Origin of the sequence: Hyphomicrobium sp., assembly GCF_003987855.1 — a bacterium.
Classification (GTDB): Bacteria; Pseudomonadota; Alphaproteobacteria; order Rhizobiales; family Hyphomicrobiaceae; genus Hyphomicrobium_B.
Map to the genome: position 1 here is coordinate 123,271 of NZ_RXIZ01000006.1, position 16,202 is coordinate 139,472.

The window sequence follows — 16,202 nt, forward strand, 5'->3', positions numbered from 1 at the left end:
AGATGGAATGTCTAGATTTGCTTAGCGGTCTTTGCTGCCTGAAGAAAGCGATGGATGCGCTGTGGATCCTTGACGCCCGGAGAGGACTCTACACCGGAGGAAACGTCGACGGCAGCAGGATGCGTACGCGCGATGGCTGCAGTCACATTCTCCGGGTTGAGCCCGCCAGATAGCATAAACGGAATTTCTGCCGACCAGCCATCAAGCGCCGACCAATCGAATGTACGCCCATTACCTCCCGGCAGATCACCGCCCGAAACGCCCTTAGCGTCGAAAAGAATGAGATCCGCAACGCCTCTATAGTCTTGCGCTCTCGCCACGTCATCGGCGGTGGCGACCGGAATGGCCTTGATCACCTCGCGCTGAAATCGCCGTTTGATGACCGCGACCCGTTCCGGTGTCTCCGAACCGTGAAGCTGTAACGCATCGGGCGCTACCAGCTGCACGATCTCTGCAAGCGCATCGTCGCTGGCGTCGACAGTGAGGGCAATGACTTTCGCTTTGCCTCGCGCGCGGTTCGCGAGATCACTTGCCTGCGATATTTCGAGGTGCCGCGGACTTTTCGAGAAAAACACGAGACCAATGCAGTCCGCACCGCCGCTGATGGCCGCGTCCAACGCGTCCTGGCTCGTGATCCCGCAGATTTTCGTGATTATGCTCATGGAACTTCATGTTTCAGGCCGTCGGAGTACCAGTGAGACGCCGCTTTTGCCAGCGTTTCAATGCGATGAAGGTCCAAACGCCTTCAACCAGCCCGAAAGGCCACGCGCCCTGAAGAAATCCATAGGTCGAGCCAAGAGCGCAAGAAATCGCGAACCCAAGAATGCACCATGGGCTGCTGTCTTCGAACGCATAGAAGAGGAGCATGAGGCTGACAGCCACGAGGCCGAACAGCGTTAGAGCATCGAAAGTCATATTCGTCCCGGATCAGCGGCCAGAGACCGCAAGCGCACGATTGGCCGGCTGGGCAGGCGCCTCATGCTCGCGCAAAAGGCGATCGGCTTCCGCTTGCCAGCGCGCAGCACGACGGCCCTGCGTTCGTGCGGTTTGACGCCAGCGGCTCTGCCCCATCCAAGTAGCCACCCCGCCAAGAACGACGCCGACAACCAGGGCTGCCAGCAGGTAAATGTAGAATGGCAGCTCGATCGAAAGCGCCGGAGTTTCAGGCCGAAACGGATCGAGTATCAGATCCACCGGTTGGCGATTGGAAACCGCGATAGCAATCAGCAGGATACCGATCGGAAAGCCGATAAGAAGCGACAGAATGCGCCTGAACATGACCTACCTCTTTCGGCATTCGCCGGAACTGAGCGTTGCGCTCAGTGGCCGTTGAGTTTGTTGAGCCGGTCGCGAAGCTCTTTGCCAGTCTTGAAGAATGGAACGAACTTCTCCGCAACTGCGACAGTCGACCCAGTACGGGGATTTCTTCCCTGCCTAGATGCCCGATGTTTCACCGTGAATGCGCCGAAACCGCGGAGTTCAACACGATCCCCGCGCGAAAGCGCATCGACGATCTCATCGAAGATGACATTCACGATGCGCTCGACATCGCGATGATAAAGATGCGGATTGGCAGTCGCGATTTTTTGCACCAGCTCGGACTTGATCACGTTTCGCTCCCCAGCACCGATAGACAATTATCGTTATTTTTCAGAAGGGTGCCAAACTGAGAGAAGACCGTCAAGTCCGAGAGTTGAAATCGTCCGATCACGAAGCAAAAAATTTGTTGCATCCGCTGCTGCCGGCCCAAGCAACCAGCCTGCAATCCCCGCGGACATGCCGGCGAAGCCATAATTGCTGCCCGAACCGGGCTTCCAGTCCGCCACTTTGGCGGTCTGAGGCACGCCTTTTACGTCTTTGAGCCATTTGACGGCTTCGTCTTCCCCCCCGATCTCGTCGACGAGTTTTGCCTGAAGGGCTTCCCGGCCGGAGAAAATGCGCCCGTCGAGCAGACCTGGGATGTCAGCCGCCTTGACCCCCCGGCGAGTTTCGACCAGCCCCACGAACCATTTGAAACCGTCGCTGACCATATTCTCAGCAACTTTCTTACTGGCGTCGTCCAGAGGCTCAAAAGGCGACGGCGAGGCCTTGAGAGGCCCACTCTTCACCTCGTTGACCTTGACCCCGATTTTGTCGAGGAGCTGGACCACCTCCGGCCATTGCACGATAACCCCCACGGAACCTGTAATGGAGTTGCCTCTGGCGACGATGTGATCAGTCGCCAGGCCCGCAATATAGGCGGCGGAAGCCGCTACAGTGCCGAATTGGGCAACGATCGGCTTCTTCTTCGAAAGCTGCCGCAGCCCCTCGTAGAGAGCTTCGCCACCCGTCGTGGTGCCACCGGGACTGTTCACAAACATCAAGACCCCGGCGACGCTGCTATCGTCGGCGATATCCTTGAGCATCTTGAGCTGGTCGCGATCTTCGGTGACCGTACCTTCTATGGTGATGCGGGCGATCTGCTTTTCGCCGGCCAGGGAGGCAAGCTTATTGTTGCCCAGCGCCAGCGCACCGAGGGCGACCGCGACCGCCGCTAGGCCGGCCCCGCGCCAGATCGACACCGACCGGCGGAGTTTCCGGCGATCTAGAACTGTTTCCGTTTCGAGCATCTAGTGAGCCTCTTCTGCGCCACGCTGCTGGGAAGAACGGGATCGGCGCCGGTATTCTGCGGGAACGTAGGCAAGGTTTGGTCCGCGAGCAACGGGAATGCCTGCGGCGTCTCATACAAAAGTTAAGCGCGCGACAGAAGCTGCCGCGCGCCTGATAATCATCGAACCGGATCCCGAGCTTACTCGTTCTCCTCGGCGCCCTCGCGCTTCTTGATGGCCGCCTTGAAGATGTCGCCGAGCGAAGCACCCGAGTCGGACGAGCCATACTGAGCGACGGCCTGCTTCTCTTCAGCGAGTTCCAGGGCTTTGATCGAGACGGCGATGCGGCGTGCTGCCTTATCGACCGAGATCACAGCCGCATCGACCTTATCGCCCACGTTGAAGCGCTCAGGACGCTGCTCCGACCGATCGCGAGAGAGATCGCCGCGCTTGATGAACGAGGTGAGCTCGCTGTCGGCAATCTTGACCTCGATGCCGGCTTCGCTGACCGACGTGACCGTGCTCGTGACGGTATCGCCCTTCTTGTACTTCGCCATCGCATCCGCCGGGTCGCCGGCAAGCTGCTTGATGCCGAGGGAGATTCGCTCCTTCGAGCCATCGACGTCGAGGACGACAGCTTTGACGTTGTCGCCCTTCTTGTAGTCCTTGATGACCTCGTCGCCCGGCTTCTGCCAATCGAGATCCGACAGGTGCACCATGCCATCGATGCCGTTATCGAGACCGATGAACAGACCGAATTCCGTGATGTTACGGATCGGACCTTCGACCACAGAACCCTTCGGGTGCTGCGTGAGGAACGAATCCCACGGATTTTCCTGGGTCTGCTTCAGACCAAGCGAGATACGCCGCTTCTGCGGGTCAACCTCGAGAACCTGAACCTCGACCTGCTGGCTGGTGGAGACGATCTTGCCGGGATGGGTGTTTTTCTTCGTCCAGCTCATCTCCGAGACGTGGATAAGACCCTCGACGCCCGGTTCCAGCTCAACGAACGCGCCGTAATCAGCGATGTTCGTGACGGTGCCCTTCACCTTCGCACCGATCGGGTACTTCGACTCGATGGAAGACCACGGATCGGACTGAAGCTGCTTCATGCCGAGCGAGATACGCTGCGTCTCCGGGTTGATGCGGATGATCTGCACCTTCACCGTGTCGCCGACATTGAGAATCTCAGAGGGATGATTGACGCGACGCCAAGCCATGTCGGTGACATGCAGCAGGCCATCGATGCCGCCGAGGTCGATGAACGCGCCATAGTCGGTGATGTTCTTGACGAGGCCGTCGATGATCTGACCTTCGGCAAGCCGGGCGACGATCTCGGTACGCTGCTCGGCGCGGCTCTCTTCGAGAACCGAACGACGAGAAACGACAATATTGCCGCGACGGCGATCCATTTTGAGGATCTGGAAGGGCTGCTGCTGGTGCATTAGCGGCCCGATGTCGCGAACCGGACGAATGTCCACCTGCGAACCCGGAAGGAATGCCACCGCGCCGTCGAGATCGACAGTGAACCCGCCCTTGACCTTGTTGAAGATCACGCCGGTAACTTTCTCGCCCTTTTCGTAGAGACGTTCCAGACGAGTCCAGCTCTCTTCGCGGCGAGCCTTGTCGCGCGATAGGACTGCTTCACCGAGCGCATTTTCCACGCGCTCAAGGTAGACTTCGACGGTGTCGCCGACTTTGAGCTCGCTGGGCTTTCCGCCGAGGCCGAACTCCTTCATAGCGACGCGGCCTTCCATCTTCAGGCCGACGTCGATGATCGCCATGTCCTTTTCGATGCCGACGATCTTTCCCTTGACGACGGAACCCTCGAACAGGTCGTCCTTGGCAAGGCTTTCAGCGAGGAGCGCGGCAAAGTCTTCGCGCGACGGGTTGAGTTCTTTAGTGGCGACTTCGGCTGACATTAGGTCTCCTAGGTTGATGACGATGTCCCCGGCGCATGACCGGGAGTGTTGCGTTGATGGTTGAAAACGCCATTTGCCCGACCCGCGTGAACGCGATGCCCGGTTTATTGGCGCTGATGTCTCTGAATCAGATATCGCCGTGATGAGCCGCAGCCCCGCCGGTCAAAATTCGGGACCCCTATGGGGCACCCAACCGGCTGATCTTCCTCATGACCAACCCGACAGCGATGTCGAATGGCGCTGGATATAGCCAAGACACTGTATAAACGCAAGGGCCGGCGGCTTTAACTCTTGTGACGCGGTTGCTTCGGCGGCATCAGGTCGGTGCAGATCCCCTCCGCCACCTCGGCGGCCATGCCGACCGATTCCGAAAGCGTGGGATGGGGATGGATCGTTTTCCCTATATCCACGGCATCAGCCCCCATTTCGATGGCAAGGCAGATCTCTGAAATGAGGTTGCCGGCTTCCGTCCCTACGATCCCCCCGCCAATGATCCGGTCCGTCGCCTCGTTAAAAAGCAGCTTGGTGAAGCCCTCATCTCGGCCGTTGGCAATAGCGCGCCCCGAGGCAGCCCAGGGAAAAACGGCCTTCTTATAAGGAACGCCCTGCGCCTTTGCTTCGGTCTCCGTCAGACCCGCCCAGGCGATTTCCGGATCCGTGTAGGCAACCGACGGGATCTGCCGCACATCGAAGAAGCTTTTTTTACCCGCAGCATTCTCCGCCGCGACATGCCCTTGATGCACTGCCTTGTGGGCCAACATCGGCTCGTCCGCAATGTCGCCAATGGCGAAGATGTGCGGCGCGCTCGTGCGCATATCTTTGCCGACGGGAATAAAGCCACGATCCGTGACGATGACCCCGGCAGTCTCGGCACCGATGTTTTTGCCGTTTGGCTTTCGGCCGACAGCCACCAACACGAGACCATAGCGCTGCGGTTCGATCGGCGCGTTCTCACCTTCGAATGAAATGTGAATACCGTCGGACTTCGCTTCCGCCCCGATCACCTTAGTCTTCAGCATCACCTTGTCGAAGCGCCGCGCGTTGACCTTTTGCCAGGTATTGACCAGATCGCGATCAGCACCGGGCATAAGGCCGTCAAGCAGTTCGACGACATCAACACGAGCGCCAAGCGTCGAATAAACCGTCGCCATCTCAAGACCGATGATGCCGCCCCCGATGACGAGCATCCTCTCTGGCACTTGCCGAAGCTCAAGCGCCCCAGTTGAATCGACGATGCGTGGATCGGCCGGCATGAACGGCAACGCCACGGCTTCCGAACCCGCAGCGATGATCGCCTTCTCGAAACGCACCGTCTCTTCGACCCCGTCCTCGAAGCGCACCTTCACGTGATGCGCGCCGACGAACGTGCCGGTTCCCCGCAGAGTGGTCACCTTCCGCGCTTTGGCCATCGATGCCAGGCCACCGGTCAGCTTCCCGACCACGGCATCCTTATACCCCGCGAGCTTCTTTAAATCGATCTTCGGGGCAGCGAACGTCACGCCATGCTTGGACATCGCCGCAGCAGCGTCGATAACGAAAGCCGTGTGCAGCAGCGCCTTCGAGGGAATGCAGCCCACGTTGAGGCAAACACCACCGAGAGCCGGCCACCGATCGACCAGAATTGTTTTTGCCCCGAGATCCGCCGCACGGAAGGCTGCGGAATAGCCGCCCGGCCCAGCACCGAGCACGAGAACATCGCATACGTGTTCGGAGTCGCCGGCGTATTCGCTTACTGAAACCTCTTCCGACGGCTCTTCCGTCGAAGCCGAACCGATCTTTGCCTCCGCCGCAACCTCGCCGGTGTCGAGCGTCAGGATCGGAGTGCCTTCGCTAACTTGGTCGCCCACCTTCACCAGAAGATCGATGATCTTGCCGCCTTCCGGCGCGGGCACGTCAAAGGACGCCTTGTCGCTCTCGAGCGTAATGAGCGGATCTTCCGCAGTCACCGTCGCTCCAGGCTTCACATGAACTTCGATGATCGGCACGTTCTGGAAGTCGCCTAGATCTGGGACCCGGATTTCTTTCTTGCTCATGTGTGCAGCCTACAGAACCAGCTGCCTGACGTCGGCGAGCGCATCGCAGATCTTGCGCAGGAACCGGGCCGCCAGCGCGCCGTCGACGACGCGATGATCGTAAGAGAGGCAAAGAGGTAGCATCAATCTCGGTTGGAAAACTGAGCCATCCCAAACCGGTCGCATTTGTGCCCGAACCGCGCCGAGAATGGCGACTTCCGGCGCATTGACGATGGGTGTGAAGTTCGTCCCTCCAATGCCTCCAAGACTTGAGATGGAGAATGTCGCGCCTTGAATGTCCGCCGGCGTGATCTTGCCATCGCGCATCCGGGCTGACACCGCAGTCAGTTCCTGGCTGAGTTCGAGTATTCCCTTGCGATCGACGTCTTTTATTACCGGCACGACGAGCCCATCGGGAGTATCGACTGCAACACCGATGTTGTAGTAGCGCTTCAAAATGAGCGCATCCTTGCTCGGCGCCAGAGAGGCATTGACCTCGGGATATTCTTTGAGGGCCGACACGGAAGCCTTCAGCAGGAAGGCGACAAGCGTTACCCGATATCCCTTTGACTTGGCGGTTCCATCCAGTTCTTTGCGATACTCGTCGAGTTCGGTGATGTCCGCGTCATCCGAGTTGGTGACATGGGGAACGTTCAGCCAAGCGCGATGAAGATTTGGCCCTGTCAGCCGCTTCAAGCGCGACATCGGCTTGGTCTCGATCGGCCCGTATTTGGCGAAGTCCTGCGCCGGAATTTCCGGGATACCGCTGGTTACGCCTGATGATGGTGCGCCACTACGCGCAATAAAGGCCTTCACATCCTCCTTCGTAATCCGGCCCTTATCGCCCGTGCCCTTCACCTTAGCCAAGTCGACGTCAAGCTCGCGGGCAATCCGGCGCACAGACGGAGTTGCAAAAACCGAGCCGAAGTCTGCCGGCGGCAACGCTTCTGCAGTTTGTTCTTCCGTACGCGAGGTAGGCATTGACTTTGGCGTCGTCGCCGTTGCCTCAACGCCAAAGCTTTTGCTTTTTGTATTAGAGTTTGAATTTGGCGTCTCGCCGCCGGTATCGAGACGCAAGATCGCGGTCCCCTCGCTCACCTTATCGCCTATTCCAACGAGGACTTCCGCTACTCTGCCTTTCGCAGGGGAGGGTACGTCCATGGACGCCTTATCGCTCTCGAGCGTGATCAGCGTATCGTCGGCGTTGACCTCATCGCCCGTCTTCACTTGGATCTCGATGATCGGCACATTCTCGAAGTCGCCGATGTTCGGCACCTTCACGTCTACGAGCGGCATGAACAAACCTGTGCGTTTCAGCTATGGGCAGGGTTGGGCTTCTCTGGATCGATGCCGTACTTCGCTATGGCATCCGAAACTTTGATCGAGGGTAACTTGTTTTCGTCTGCAAGTGCCTTCAGCGCCGCTATTGTCACGAAATGCCGATCCACTTCGAAGAAATACCGTAACGTCCGGCGATAGTCTGACCGCCCGAAACCATCGGTGCCGAGCACCGAATACTTGTTCGGAACCGCAGGGCGCACCTGCTCGGCATAAAGCTTCATATAGTCGGTCGAGGCAACAACCGGCGCTTCACCGCGACTGGAGATCATCTTCGCAACGTAAGGCACTCGCGGCGGCTCGGTGGGGTGCAGTAAGTTCCAACGTTCGACATCACGGGCTTCACGCGCTAACTCGGTGAAGCTCGTGACGCTCCAGATGTCGGCCTCGACACCCCAATCGTCCCGCAACAGATCGGCTGCAGCGATGACCTCTCGCAGGATCGCACCTGATCCCATGAGCTGCACCTTGTGGCCCTTCGCGTCTTTGGCGGCCTCGCGGAAAAGATACATGCCTTTGATGATGCCATCCTCTACGCCTGCGGGCATCGGGGGATGTTCGTAGTTTTCATTCAGCAGCGTCAGATAGAAAAACACGTCCTCCTGATCGCTCAGCATGCGCTTGAGGCCGTTCTGAATGATGACAGCGACCTCATAGTTGAACGTCGGGTCATACGAGATGCAGTTCGGGATGGTCGCTGCCAGAAGGTGGCTATGCCCATCCTCGTGTTGCAGGCCTTCGCCATTGAGAGTTGTCCGCCCGGACGTCCCCCCGAGAAGAAACCCGCGCGAACGCTCGTCGCCTGCGGCCCAAGCCAGATCCCCCACGCGCTGGAAGCCGAACATCGAATAGAAGATGTAGAAGGGCACCATCGGCACATTCGAAGTCGCATAGCTGGTCGCCGCCGCGATCCAGGACGCCATGGCACCAGCCTCGTTGATGCCCTCCTGAAGCATCTGCCCGGACTTGTCTTCCTTGTAGAACATGAGCTGGTCGGCATCTTGCGGGCGGTAGAGCTGACCGACCTGACTGAAGATCCCGAACTGCCGGAACATGCCTTCCATGCCGAACGTCCGGCTCTCATCCGGGACAATAGGCACGATGCGCCGGCCAAGTTCCTTCTCGCGCATCAGCGCGGTCAGGATTCGCACGAATGCCATCGTCGTAGATATCTCGCGCCCATCTGACCCCTTGAGCTGAGATTCAAAGAGCGACAGCGGCGGGGCTTCGAGCGCAGTCGATTTACGCCGGCGCTGCGGCAGATATCCGCCGAGCTTCGATCGCATCGCATGCAAATATTCGTCTTCTGGCGATCCTTTTTCGAAACGAATAAACGACAACTCTCCGATCTGCTGATCGCTGACCGGCACCTTGAAACGGTCGCGAAAGTGACGGAGCGCGTCCACATCCATTTTCTTGGATTGGTGTGCAAGCATCGTTCCTTCACCGGCCGCGCCCATGCCATATCCCTTGACGGTTTTGGCTAGGATGCATGTCGGCTGGTTCTTGTGTTCGGTCGCGGCGGCGTATGCAGCATAGACCTTTGAAGGATCATGCCCTCCGCGCGTCAGTCGCCAAATCTTTTCATCAGACCAATCTTCGACGAGCGCCGCAGTCTCAGGATACCGCCCGAAGAAGTGTTTGCGAATGAAAGCCCCGTCACGCGACTTGAAGACTTGATATTCGCCGTCGACACACTCCTCCATCAAGTGGCGGAGTTTACCCGTCGTATCGCGTGCGAGAAGCTCGTCCCATTGCGAGCCCCAGACGACTTTGATGACATTCCACCCAGCGCCGCGAAAGTTGCGTTCGAGTTCCTGGATAATCTTGCCGTTGCCGCGAACCGGGCCATCAAGGCGTTGGAGGTTGCAGTTGATGACGAAGATGAGGTTGTCGAGCTTCTCTCGTCCGGCGAGCGAGATTGCGCCAAGGCTCTCGGGTTCGTCCATTTCGCCGTCGCCGCAGAACACCCAAACTTTGCGGTTCTCCGTGTTCGCCAATCCACGAGCATGGAGGTACTTCAGAAAGCGAGCTTGGTAGATCGCCATGAGCGGCCCGAGCCCCATCGAAACCGTGGGAAACTGCCAGAAGTCCGGCATCAGCCAGGGATGCGGATAGGATGATAGACCTCGCCCTCCGACTTCCTGGCGAAATTGAAGGAGTTGATCTTCCGTCAGACGGCCTTCGAGAAAAGCGCGGGCGTAAATTCCAGGTGAGGAATGACCTTGGATAAGGACCAAATCGCCGCCATGCTCTTCGGACGGCGCGTGCCAAAAATGATTGAAGCCGGTCTCATAAAGTATAGCGGCTGACTGATAGCTGGCGATGTGGCCGCCGAGCTCTGTTGATTCCTTATTCGCGCGCAACACCATCGCCGCCGCATTCCACCGGATGGCCGCCGCTATGCGATGCTCAAGGTCACGATCGCCCGGAATACGAGCCTCGTCCTTGACTGAGATGGTGTTGATGTAGGCCGTGCTCCACGCGAACGGGATTGCGGCGCCACTCGCCCGTGCGCGCTCCACGACTTCTTCAAGAATGTCGTCGGCTCGTTCCGTGCCCTCATAGGCAATGACCGAAGAAATAGACTCGCGCCAGTCTTGCATCTCCGGATCATCAGCCTTGGGAGACTTCTGTTCGTTTTTGCCCATGACGACCTTGTCCGCGATCCTAGAGAGCTAGGCTTAGCATAAAAAGCATGCTGGTGCTTAAACTGCCAAGTTGATGTGGTTACGGAATTTGAATCTTGCGATGCCTCGGGAATGCCCTTCGACGAGTGAAGGGACTGGAACTTTGCGGGACGGCTTCCGTTGCGCTTCCACGTTCCACAACCCTGTCGGAGTACGCGAGATGCGAAGAGCGTTAGTCTTGGCGGTAGCGCTTGACATGGCGGGAAGCGCAGCCGCCTTTGCCGATAGCGACGTTCCGGGTGCCGATTGGATGCCCGAGGACCAGGTAATTCAGAAATTAGAAGCTGCGGGCTACACGAACGTTACCGGCCTTCAGGCAGATGATGGGCACTGGGAGGGCAAGGGCGTGCGCAACGGCGTGATCACGGAGTTCGAGGTCAACCCGCACACGGGCGAACTCCTGAAGGAAGAAGTCGACAGAGACTGACCCAATCAACCCGTAATGCGCTATGAACCAATCTTTGATCGAATGAGTTCAATCACGGCATCGAATGCCTGATCAGGGTCGAGTTCGGTCGTATCCAACCTTAGTGCATCGTGAGCCGCCACCATAGGTGCAGCGGCACGGTCCCGATCGCGCGCGTCTCTTTGGCGAATGTCGACCAAGAGATCCTCGTAAGCAACATCTTCGCCGCGCGCCTGATGCTCCAGATAGCGGCGGCGTGCGCGCGCTTCGTCAGAGGCAGTGACGAATATTTTTACATGCGCGTCTGGACAAACGATTGTCCCTATATCTCGCCCGTCGAGAACGGCACCATCGTCTTGAGCAGCGAACGCGCGCTGATAGTCAAGAAGCGCAGCCCGGACTTCTGGAAACTTTGCAACGATTGACGCTGCATCGCCCGCTTTCGGGCCTCGGAGGCTTGGATCGCTCAGAGACACCGCAAGGACCGATCGCGCCGCCGCTTCGGCTGCGGCAACATCCTCGAGGTCTCCACCGTTCGCAAGTACGTCTCGCGCCACCGCGCGATAGAGAAGCCCCGTATCAAGCCATGCCAAACCGAAATGCGCCGCAATGCGCTTGGCGAGCGTCCCCTTCCCGGACGCGGCGGGGCCGTCGATGGCAATGATCAATGTCACCGACCATCCTCGCGATAGTGTGCACCTAGCTGCTCCATGAGCGGCCTAAACTCGGGAAAGCTAGTCGCAATCATGGTCGAATCGTCGACGACAATGGATGCCTCGCTCGCAAGCCCCGCTGTCAGAAACGACATAGCGATGCGATGGTCGAGGTGTGTAGCGACGAGCCCGCCACCTTTTAGGCCGCTTGCCCCAGTTACAATGAGCGAATCGCCTTCGACCTGCACTTTCGCCCCGTTCACCGCCAACCCCGCCGCTGTGGCCTGAAGTCGATCGCTTTCCTTGACCTTGAGTTCGGCAAGCCCATCCATGCGAGTCTCGCCTTCCGCGAACGCTGCGATTGAGGCAAGTACAGGATACTCGTCGATCATCGACGGTGCGCGTTCTGCCGGCACACGAACGCCCTTGAGACGCGACGCACGCACCCGAATGTCCGCTACCGGCTCGCCGCCTTCGTCGCGGCTATTCTCGAACGTCACGTCACCGCCCATCTCTTGCAGGGTCAAATACAGCCCAGTGCGTGTGGGGTTGGTGAGTACGCCTTCGATCGTGATGTCAGAGCCGGGCACGATCAACGCGGCCGCTGCCAGGAAAGCGGCGGACGACGGATCGCCTGGAACCAGGATGTCCTTTCCGGAAAGTTCAGCATCACCGTCTACGGTGATGTGAGTTTCCTCCCCTTTCGCCTCTGTCGCGACGGTCGCACCGAAATGGCGAAGCATGCGTTCCGTGTGGTCTCGCGTGGCCTCCCGTTCGATGACGGTCGTTTTTCCCGCCGCGTGAAGGCCGGCGATCAGAACGGCACTCTTCACCTGTGCCGAAGGCACGGGGAGCCGATAGACGATCGGCATCAATTCATGAGTGCCCTTGAGCGTGAGCGGCAGCGTCTCCTTTCCCGGCTCGAGGATTTCAAGCCCCATCTCGAGCAGCGGGGCCAACACTCGGCGCATCGGCCGCCGCGACAAAGAGGCGTCGCCGGTCATCGTGACCGTAAATGGATGGCCTGCGACGACGCCCATCATCAAGCGGGTGCCCGTTCCTGAATTGCCGAAATCGAGCGGCCCCTCTGGCGCACGCAAGCCGCCAACGCCACGGCCGCGAACCTCCCAGATGTCGCGGTGCTTGCCCGCTACCGCTCCCAGAGCCTGAACGGCCCGAGCGGTATTGATGACGTCTTCGGCTTCCAGAAGCCCCCTGATCCGGGTGGTGCCGGTAGCAAGAGCCCCGAATATGAGCGCGCGGTGGGAAATCGACTTGTCGCCCGGAACGCGAACCCGCCCCTTCAGGGGGCCTGCCTTAAGGGCCGAAAGCGGCTTCGATATCGAATGAGGATTCAAGGCAGACGTTCCAAGTCGTTGAAAAGCAGCGCGGACGACGGATTTTCAGGGGTCCAAGGCTGGATAGACACTCGACCGCGGCGCTCTGTCAACGGCACCGCGGAGCTGAGGTCAAGCTTTCCGTGGCAAAGGTCTTGACGCATCCGGGGATGCTCCCACCTTTTCGTTTTGACAGGCAGCACCGCCTATGGCAGACGGGCTCCCTTGAATTTCCGATAACCGAGGCACGACCGATGGCGACCAAGCAAGAGCGCGGGACGAAGCGCACCTGTCAGAACTGCGACGAGCGCTTCTATGATCTGGCGCACGATCCGATCATCTGTCCGTTTTGCGGCAGCAAATACGTGATCGCGTCGTCGCCCGCAGCACTGGCAGCCCTTCAGGCAGAACAACGCGATCTCGCAGCGAAAAAGGCCAAGAAGGCGGTTGTCGTCGACGATGCAGATGGCGAGTTGCCGGCAGTCGAGGGCGAAGAGGCGCTCGTCGATGTCGAGGCCGATGACGCCGGCACCACTGAAGACGATGAAACCTTCCTTGAAGAAGAAGAGGAAGAGGGCGGCGATGTCTCCAACATCATCGGCGGCCCTGCCGGCGAGGGCGACGAAGAGCCCTAATAAAGGTGTCGAACGTCCTTGCAGTTTCTGCAAAGACGACTTATCAGGCGGATCTCCGGCAGGTACCAGCCCTGTCGGCATGATGGTTCGGGGCTATAGCTCAGCTGGGAGAGCGCTTGCATGGCATGCAAGAGGTCACCGGTTCGATCCCGGTTAGCTCCACCAGTCCTTCGCCATTTAGGCTGATCAGCCGCGAGCGGAGGCCTGCCCAATTGATGGCTAAGCGCCGCGTTTAATGTAGTTTCGCCTCAGCGATGGGCGGCCAGCCCCCGGTAATCGCAAGCGCCGAGCGCGGAGAACAATGACGATCACCAAGAGTAAGCTCGTCTGGACCGCAGTCGGCCTGCTTGGAGCCTTATCGCTCGGCACCATCGCATTATCCCGCGGCGAAACGATCAACGCGTTCTGGCTCGTGGCCGCTGCAATTTGCTCATATGTCCTGGCCGAGCGCACGTACGCGCGGTTCATCGCACGGGATGTAGTGCGGCTTGACGCGGGCAGACCGACCCCCGCGCACCGCTTCAACGACGGTCTCGATTATTGCCCGACGGACAAGACCGTTCTGTTTGGGCATCATTTTGCGGCCATCGCCGGCGCCGGCCCGCTGGTCGGGCCTGTCCTCGCGGCACAGATGGGCTATCTGCCGGGCACTTTCTGGCTGATTGTGGGCGCGATATTTGCCGGAGCGGTCCAGGACTTCGTCGTGCTGTGGGCGTCCGTTCGGCGCGACGGGCGCTCGCTCGGTGAAATGATCCGGGTGGAACTCGGGCCTCTTCCGGGGGCTCTCGCCATGTTCGGCGTTCTGGTCATCATGATGATTCTGCTCGCCGTCCTGGCCTTGGTGGTCGTCAAAGCATTGACCCACAGTCCCTGGGCGACGTTCACGGTCGCGATGACGATCCCGATCGCCGTCCTGATGGGTCTTTACGGCCGCTTCGCGCGGCCGGGCCGCATCGGTGAAATGTCGTTGCTCGGCTTTGCGCTATTGATGCTCTCGCTGGTTTATGGCCGCCACGTAGCTGAAGCCCCCTCGCTTGCGGCCTACTTTGATTATTCCGGCGAAGACCTATCGATGATGCTCATCGCATACGGATTTTTTGCTTCCGTTTTGCCCGTATGGGCGCTCCTCGCGCCCCGCGACTACCTTTCGACGTTTTTGAAGATCGGCACGATCATTGGTCTGGCCATCGGAATCTTTCTCGTTCTGCCAGATCTCAAGATGCCGGCGGTGACGAAGTTCGTCGACGGTAATGGCCCGGTGTTTTCCGGCTCGCTCTTTCCGTTCCTGTTCATCACCATAGCCTGTGGAGCCATCTCCGGATTTCACGCTCTGATTTCCTCAGGCACCACACCTAAGATGATCGACAACGAGGCGGACGCGCGCGTCATCGGTTACGGCGCAATGTTGATGGAAGGCTTCGTCGCCATCATGGCGCTGGTGGCTGCCACCACGCTCGATCCGGGCATCTATTTTGCGCTGAATAGCCCCGCAGCATTGATCGGCACTTCGCCCGAATCCGCCGCGACCGCGATCTCGAATTGGGGCTTCACCATCACACCCGACCTTCTCAGGCAGGCCGCCGCCGATGTCGGAGAGGCAAGCATTCTCTCCCGAACCGGCGGCGCGCCAACGCTTGCCGTGGGCATGGCTGAAATTCTTTCGAATGCGATTGGCGGAAAGGCTTTGATGGCCTTTTGGTACCATTTCGCCATTCTCTTCGAAGCACTCTTCATCCTGACCACCATCGACGCCGGAACTCGCGTCTCGCGCTTCATGATCCAGGATCTGATTGGAACTGCAATTCCGTCGTTTAAAGCGACGAGGTCGTGGAGCGCCAACATCATCGCTACTGCAATCGCCGTCTCGGCGTGGGGCTATTTTCTTTACCAGGGTGTTGTTGATCCCCTTGGCGGTATAAACACCTTGTGGCCGCTGTTTGGTATCTCGAACCAGATGCTCGCCTGCATTGCGCTGATGCTGGCGACAATCATCCTTTTCAAGATGAAGCGTGAACGCTATGCCTGGGTGACAGGGCTCCCGGCGATCTGGCTCGGCATCTGCACGCTGACGGCGGCTTGGCAAAAACTATTCAGTCACAATCCCGCGATCGGGTTCTTGGCTCACGCTGAAAAGTTTTCGCAGGCCGCGCAAACGGCGCAAGTTCTCGCGCCCGCCAAGACGCTCGCGGACATGAATCGCATAATCTTCAACGATCACGTCAATGCTACGCTGACCGCGCTTTTAGGTGCTCTGGTTATCGCCATGGGATGCTTCGGCATCGCGGCCATTCTGAAGGCACTGGCTGATCCCGCGATATCCACGCAAGAGGCGGCCACGGTGCCAGCGGAATAAGAATGGAAACCAATCGCCTCCCCCGCGTGTCGAAGCTCCTGCGCCGCATCGCGCAGACCGCGCAGCTGATGGTGGGCCTTCCCGACTACAATGCCTACGTCACGCATCGCCGCCAAATTCATCCGGGCGAACCGGTGATGACTTACGAAGAATTCTTTCGGGAACGCCAAACCAGCCGCTATGGCAATGACGGCGCCAAAATCGGCCGCTGCTGCTGACCAAACGTCGCCGTAGCAAGGATGCGATTGATCCGATACGCGTCCCCAGC

15 protein-coding genes and 1 tRNA gene are annotated in these 16,202 nt (G+C 59.0%); 5 read left to right on the forward strand and 11 right to left on the reverse strand.

Annotation, left to right across the window (positions count from 1 at the left end):
* Window positions 1-11 precede the first annotated feature (11 nt).
* From EKK30_RS05005 to aceE, 9 genes are all read right to left on the reverse strand, one after another.
* The gene (locus tag EKK30_RS05005) at window positions 12-662 is read right to left on the reverse strand and encodes a phosphoribosylanthranilate isomerase (RefSeq protein WP_290981179.1); all 651 of its coding nucleotides are present in this window, start codon (window positions 660-662) and stop codon (window positions 12-14) included.
* Between the two features lie 13 nt (window positions 663-675).
* Complete coding sequence (locus EKK30_RS05010; protein WP_290981182.1) at window positions 676-915, reverse strand: hypothetical protein; 240 nt, start codon at window positions 913-915, stop codon at window positions 676-678.
* Window positions 916-927: 12 nt separating this feature from the next.
* Window positions 928-1,278, reverse strand: coding sequence for a hypothetical protein (locus tag EKK30_RS05015; protein WP_290981185.1), 351 nt, complete (start codon window positions 1,276-1,278; stop codon window positions 928-930).
* Between the two features lie 41 nt (window positions 1,279-1,319).
* The gene (ihfB, locus tag EKK30_RS05020; RefSeq protein WP_290981188.1) at window positions 1,320-1,610 is read right to left on the reverse strand and encodes an integration host factor subunit beta; all 291 of its coding nucleotides are present in this window, start codon (window positions 1,608-1,610) and stop codon (window positions 1,320-1,322) included.
* A gap of 33 nt (window positions 1,611-1,643) precedes the next feature.
* Entirely contained in the window at window positions 1,644-2,609 is a 966-nt protein-coding gene (gene sppA / locus EKK30_RS05025) for a signal peptide peptidase SppA (RefSeq protein ID WP_290981191.1), read from the reverse strand.
* A gap of 179 nt (window positions 2,610-2,788) precedes the next feature.
* On the reverse strand, window positions 2,789-4,510 hold the full coding sequence (gene rpsA, locus EKK30_RS05030; protein WP_290981193.1) for a 30S ribosomal protein S1: 1,722 nt from the start codon (window positions 4,508-4,510) through the stop codon (window positions 2,789-2,791).
* 284 nt (window positions 4,511-4,794) lie between these two features.
* Window positions 4,795-6,543: a dihydrolipoyl dehydrogenase gene (gene lpdA, locus EKK30_RS05035; protein WP_290981196.1), complete on the reverse strand. Its 1,749-nt coding sequence runs from the start codon at window positions 6,541-6,543 to the stop codon at window positions 4,795-4,797.
* A 9-nt stretch (window positions 6,544-6,552) separates the two neighbouring features.
* Window positions 6,553-7,818 carry a 2-oxo acid dehydrogenase subunit E2 gene (locus EKK30_RS05040; protein WP_290981198.1) on the reverse strand — a complete coding sequence of 422 codons (1,266 nt, stop codon included), beginning with the start codon at window positions 7,816-7,818 and terminating at the stop codon, window positions 6,553-6,555.
* A 17-nt stretch (window positions 7,819-7,835) separates the two neighbouring features.
* Window positions 7,836-10,511: a pyruvate dehydrogenase (acetyl-transferring), homodimeric type gene (gene aceE, locus EKK30_RS05045; RefSeq protein ID WP_290981200.1), complete on the reverse strand. Its 2,676-nt coding sequence runs from the start codon at window positions 10,509-10,511 to the stop codon at window positions 7,836-7,838.
* 217 nt (window positions 10,512-10,728) lie between these two features.
* Here aceE and EKK30_RS05050 point away from each other — a divergent pair, with 217 nt between their 5' ends.
* Window positions 10,729-10,977 carry a PepSY domain-containing protein gene (locus EKK30_RS05050; protein WP_290981202.1) on the forward strand — a complete coding sequence of 83 codons (249 nt, stop codon included), beginning with the start codon at window positions 10,729-10,731 and terminating at the stop codon, window positions 10,975-10,977.
* A gap of 20 nt (window positions 10,978-10,997) precedes the next feature.
* On the opposite strand, the gene cmk is transcribed toward EKK30_RS05050, so the two are convergent.
* Together cmk and aroA are read right to left on the reverse strand one after the other, a co-directional pair.
* A complete protein-coding gene (gene cmk, locus EKK30_RS05055; protein ID WP_290981334.1) occupies window positions 10,998-11,624 on the reverse strand; it encodes a (d)CMP kinase in 627 nt (208 codons plus the stop codon).
* 2 nt (window positions 11,625-11,626) lie between these two features.
* The gene (gene aroA / locus EKK30_RS05060; protein ID WP_290981205.1) at window positions 11,627-12,967 is read right to left on the reverse strand and encodes a 3-phosphoshikimate 1-carboxyvinyltransferase; all 1,341 of its coding nucleotides are present in this window, start codon (window positions 12,965-12,967) and stop codon (window positions 11,627-11,629) included.
* A 233-nt stretch (window positions 12,968-13,200) separates the two neighbouring features.
* On the opposite strand from aroA, the gene EKK30_RS05065 reads away from it, so the two are divergent.
* The 4 genes from EKK30_RS05065 (at window position 13,201) to EKK30_RS05080 (ending at window position 16,152) form a co-directional block, all read left to right on the forward strand.
* A complete protein-coding gene (locus EKK30_RS05065; RefSeq protein WP_290981208.1) occupies window positions 13,201-13,581 on the forward strand; it encodes a TIGR02300 family protein in 381 nt (126 codons plus the stop codon).
* 89 nt (window positions 13,582-13,670) lie between these two features.
* Window positions 13,671-13,746: transfer RNA gene (locus EKK30_RS05070), tRNA-Ala, on the forward strand.
* 136 nt (window positions 13,747-13,882) lie between these two features.
* A complete protein-coding gene (locus EKK30_RS05075) occupies window positions 13,883-15,934 on the forward strand; it encodes a carbon starvation CstA family protein (protein WP_290981211.1) in 2,052 nt (683 codons plus the stop codon).
* Window positions 15,935-15,936: 2 nt separating this feature from the next.
* Complete coding sequence (locus EKK30_RS05080) at window positions 15,937-16,152, forward strand: YbdD/YjiX family protein (RefSeq protein WP_290981214.1); 216 nt, start codon at window positions 15,937-15,939, stop codon at window positions 16,150-16,152.
* Window positions 16,153-16,202: the final 50 nt, after the last annotated feature.

Excerpts from the sequence above, each read along its gene's own strand:
- aceE (WP_290981200.1), bottom strand. The coding sequence starts at position 10,511 with ATGGGCAAAAACGAACAGAAGTCTCCCAAGGCTGATGATCCGGAGATG.
- EKK30_RS05040 (WP_290981198.1), bottom strand. The coding sequence starts at position 7,818 with ATGCCGCTCGTAGACGTGAAGGTGCCGAACATCGGCGACTTCGAGAAT.
- EKK30_RS05005 (WP_290981179.1), bottom strand. The coding sequence starts at position 662 with ATGAGCATAATCACGAAAATCTGCGGGATCACGAGCCAGGACGCGTTG.
- EKK30_RS05065 (WP_290981208.1), top strand. The coding sequence starts at position 13,201 with ATGGCGACCAAGCAAGAGCGCGGGACGAAGCGCACCTGTCAGAACTGC.
- lpdA (WP_290981196.1), bottom strand. The coding sequence starts at position 6,543 with ATGAGCAAGAAAGAAATCCGGGTCCCAGATCTAGGCGACTTCCAGAAC.
- EKK30_RS05075 (WP_290981211.1), top strand. The coding sequence starts at position 13,883 with ATGACGATCACCAAGAGTAAGCTCGTCTGGACCGCAGTCGGCCTGCTT.
- rpsA (WP_290981193.1), bottom strand. The coding sequence starts at position 4,510 with ATGTCAGCCGAAGTCGCCACTAAAGAACTCAACCCGTCGCGCGAAGAC.
- EKK30_RS05010 (WP_290981182.1), bottom strand. The coding sequence starts at position 915 with ATGACTTTCGATGCTCTAACGCTGTTCGGCCTCGTGGCTGTCAGCCTC.
- sppA (WP_290981191.1), bottom strand. The coding sequence starts at position 2,609 with ATGCTCGAAACGGAAACAGTTCTAGATCGCCGGAAACTCCGCCGGTCG.
- EKK30_RS05080 (WP_290981214.1), top strand. The coding sequence starts at position 15,937 with ATGGAAACCAATCGCCTCCCCCGCGTGTCGAAGCTCCTGCGCCGCATC.
- EKK30_RS05015 (WP_290981185.1), bottom strand. The coding sequence starts at position 1,278 with ATGTTCAGGCGCATTCTGTCGCTTCTTATCGGCTTTCCGATCGGTATC.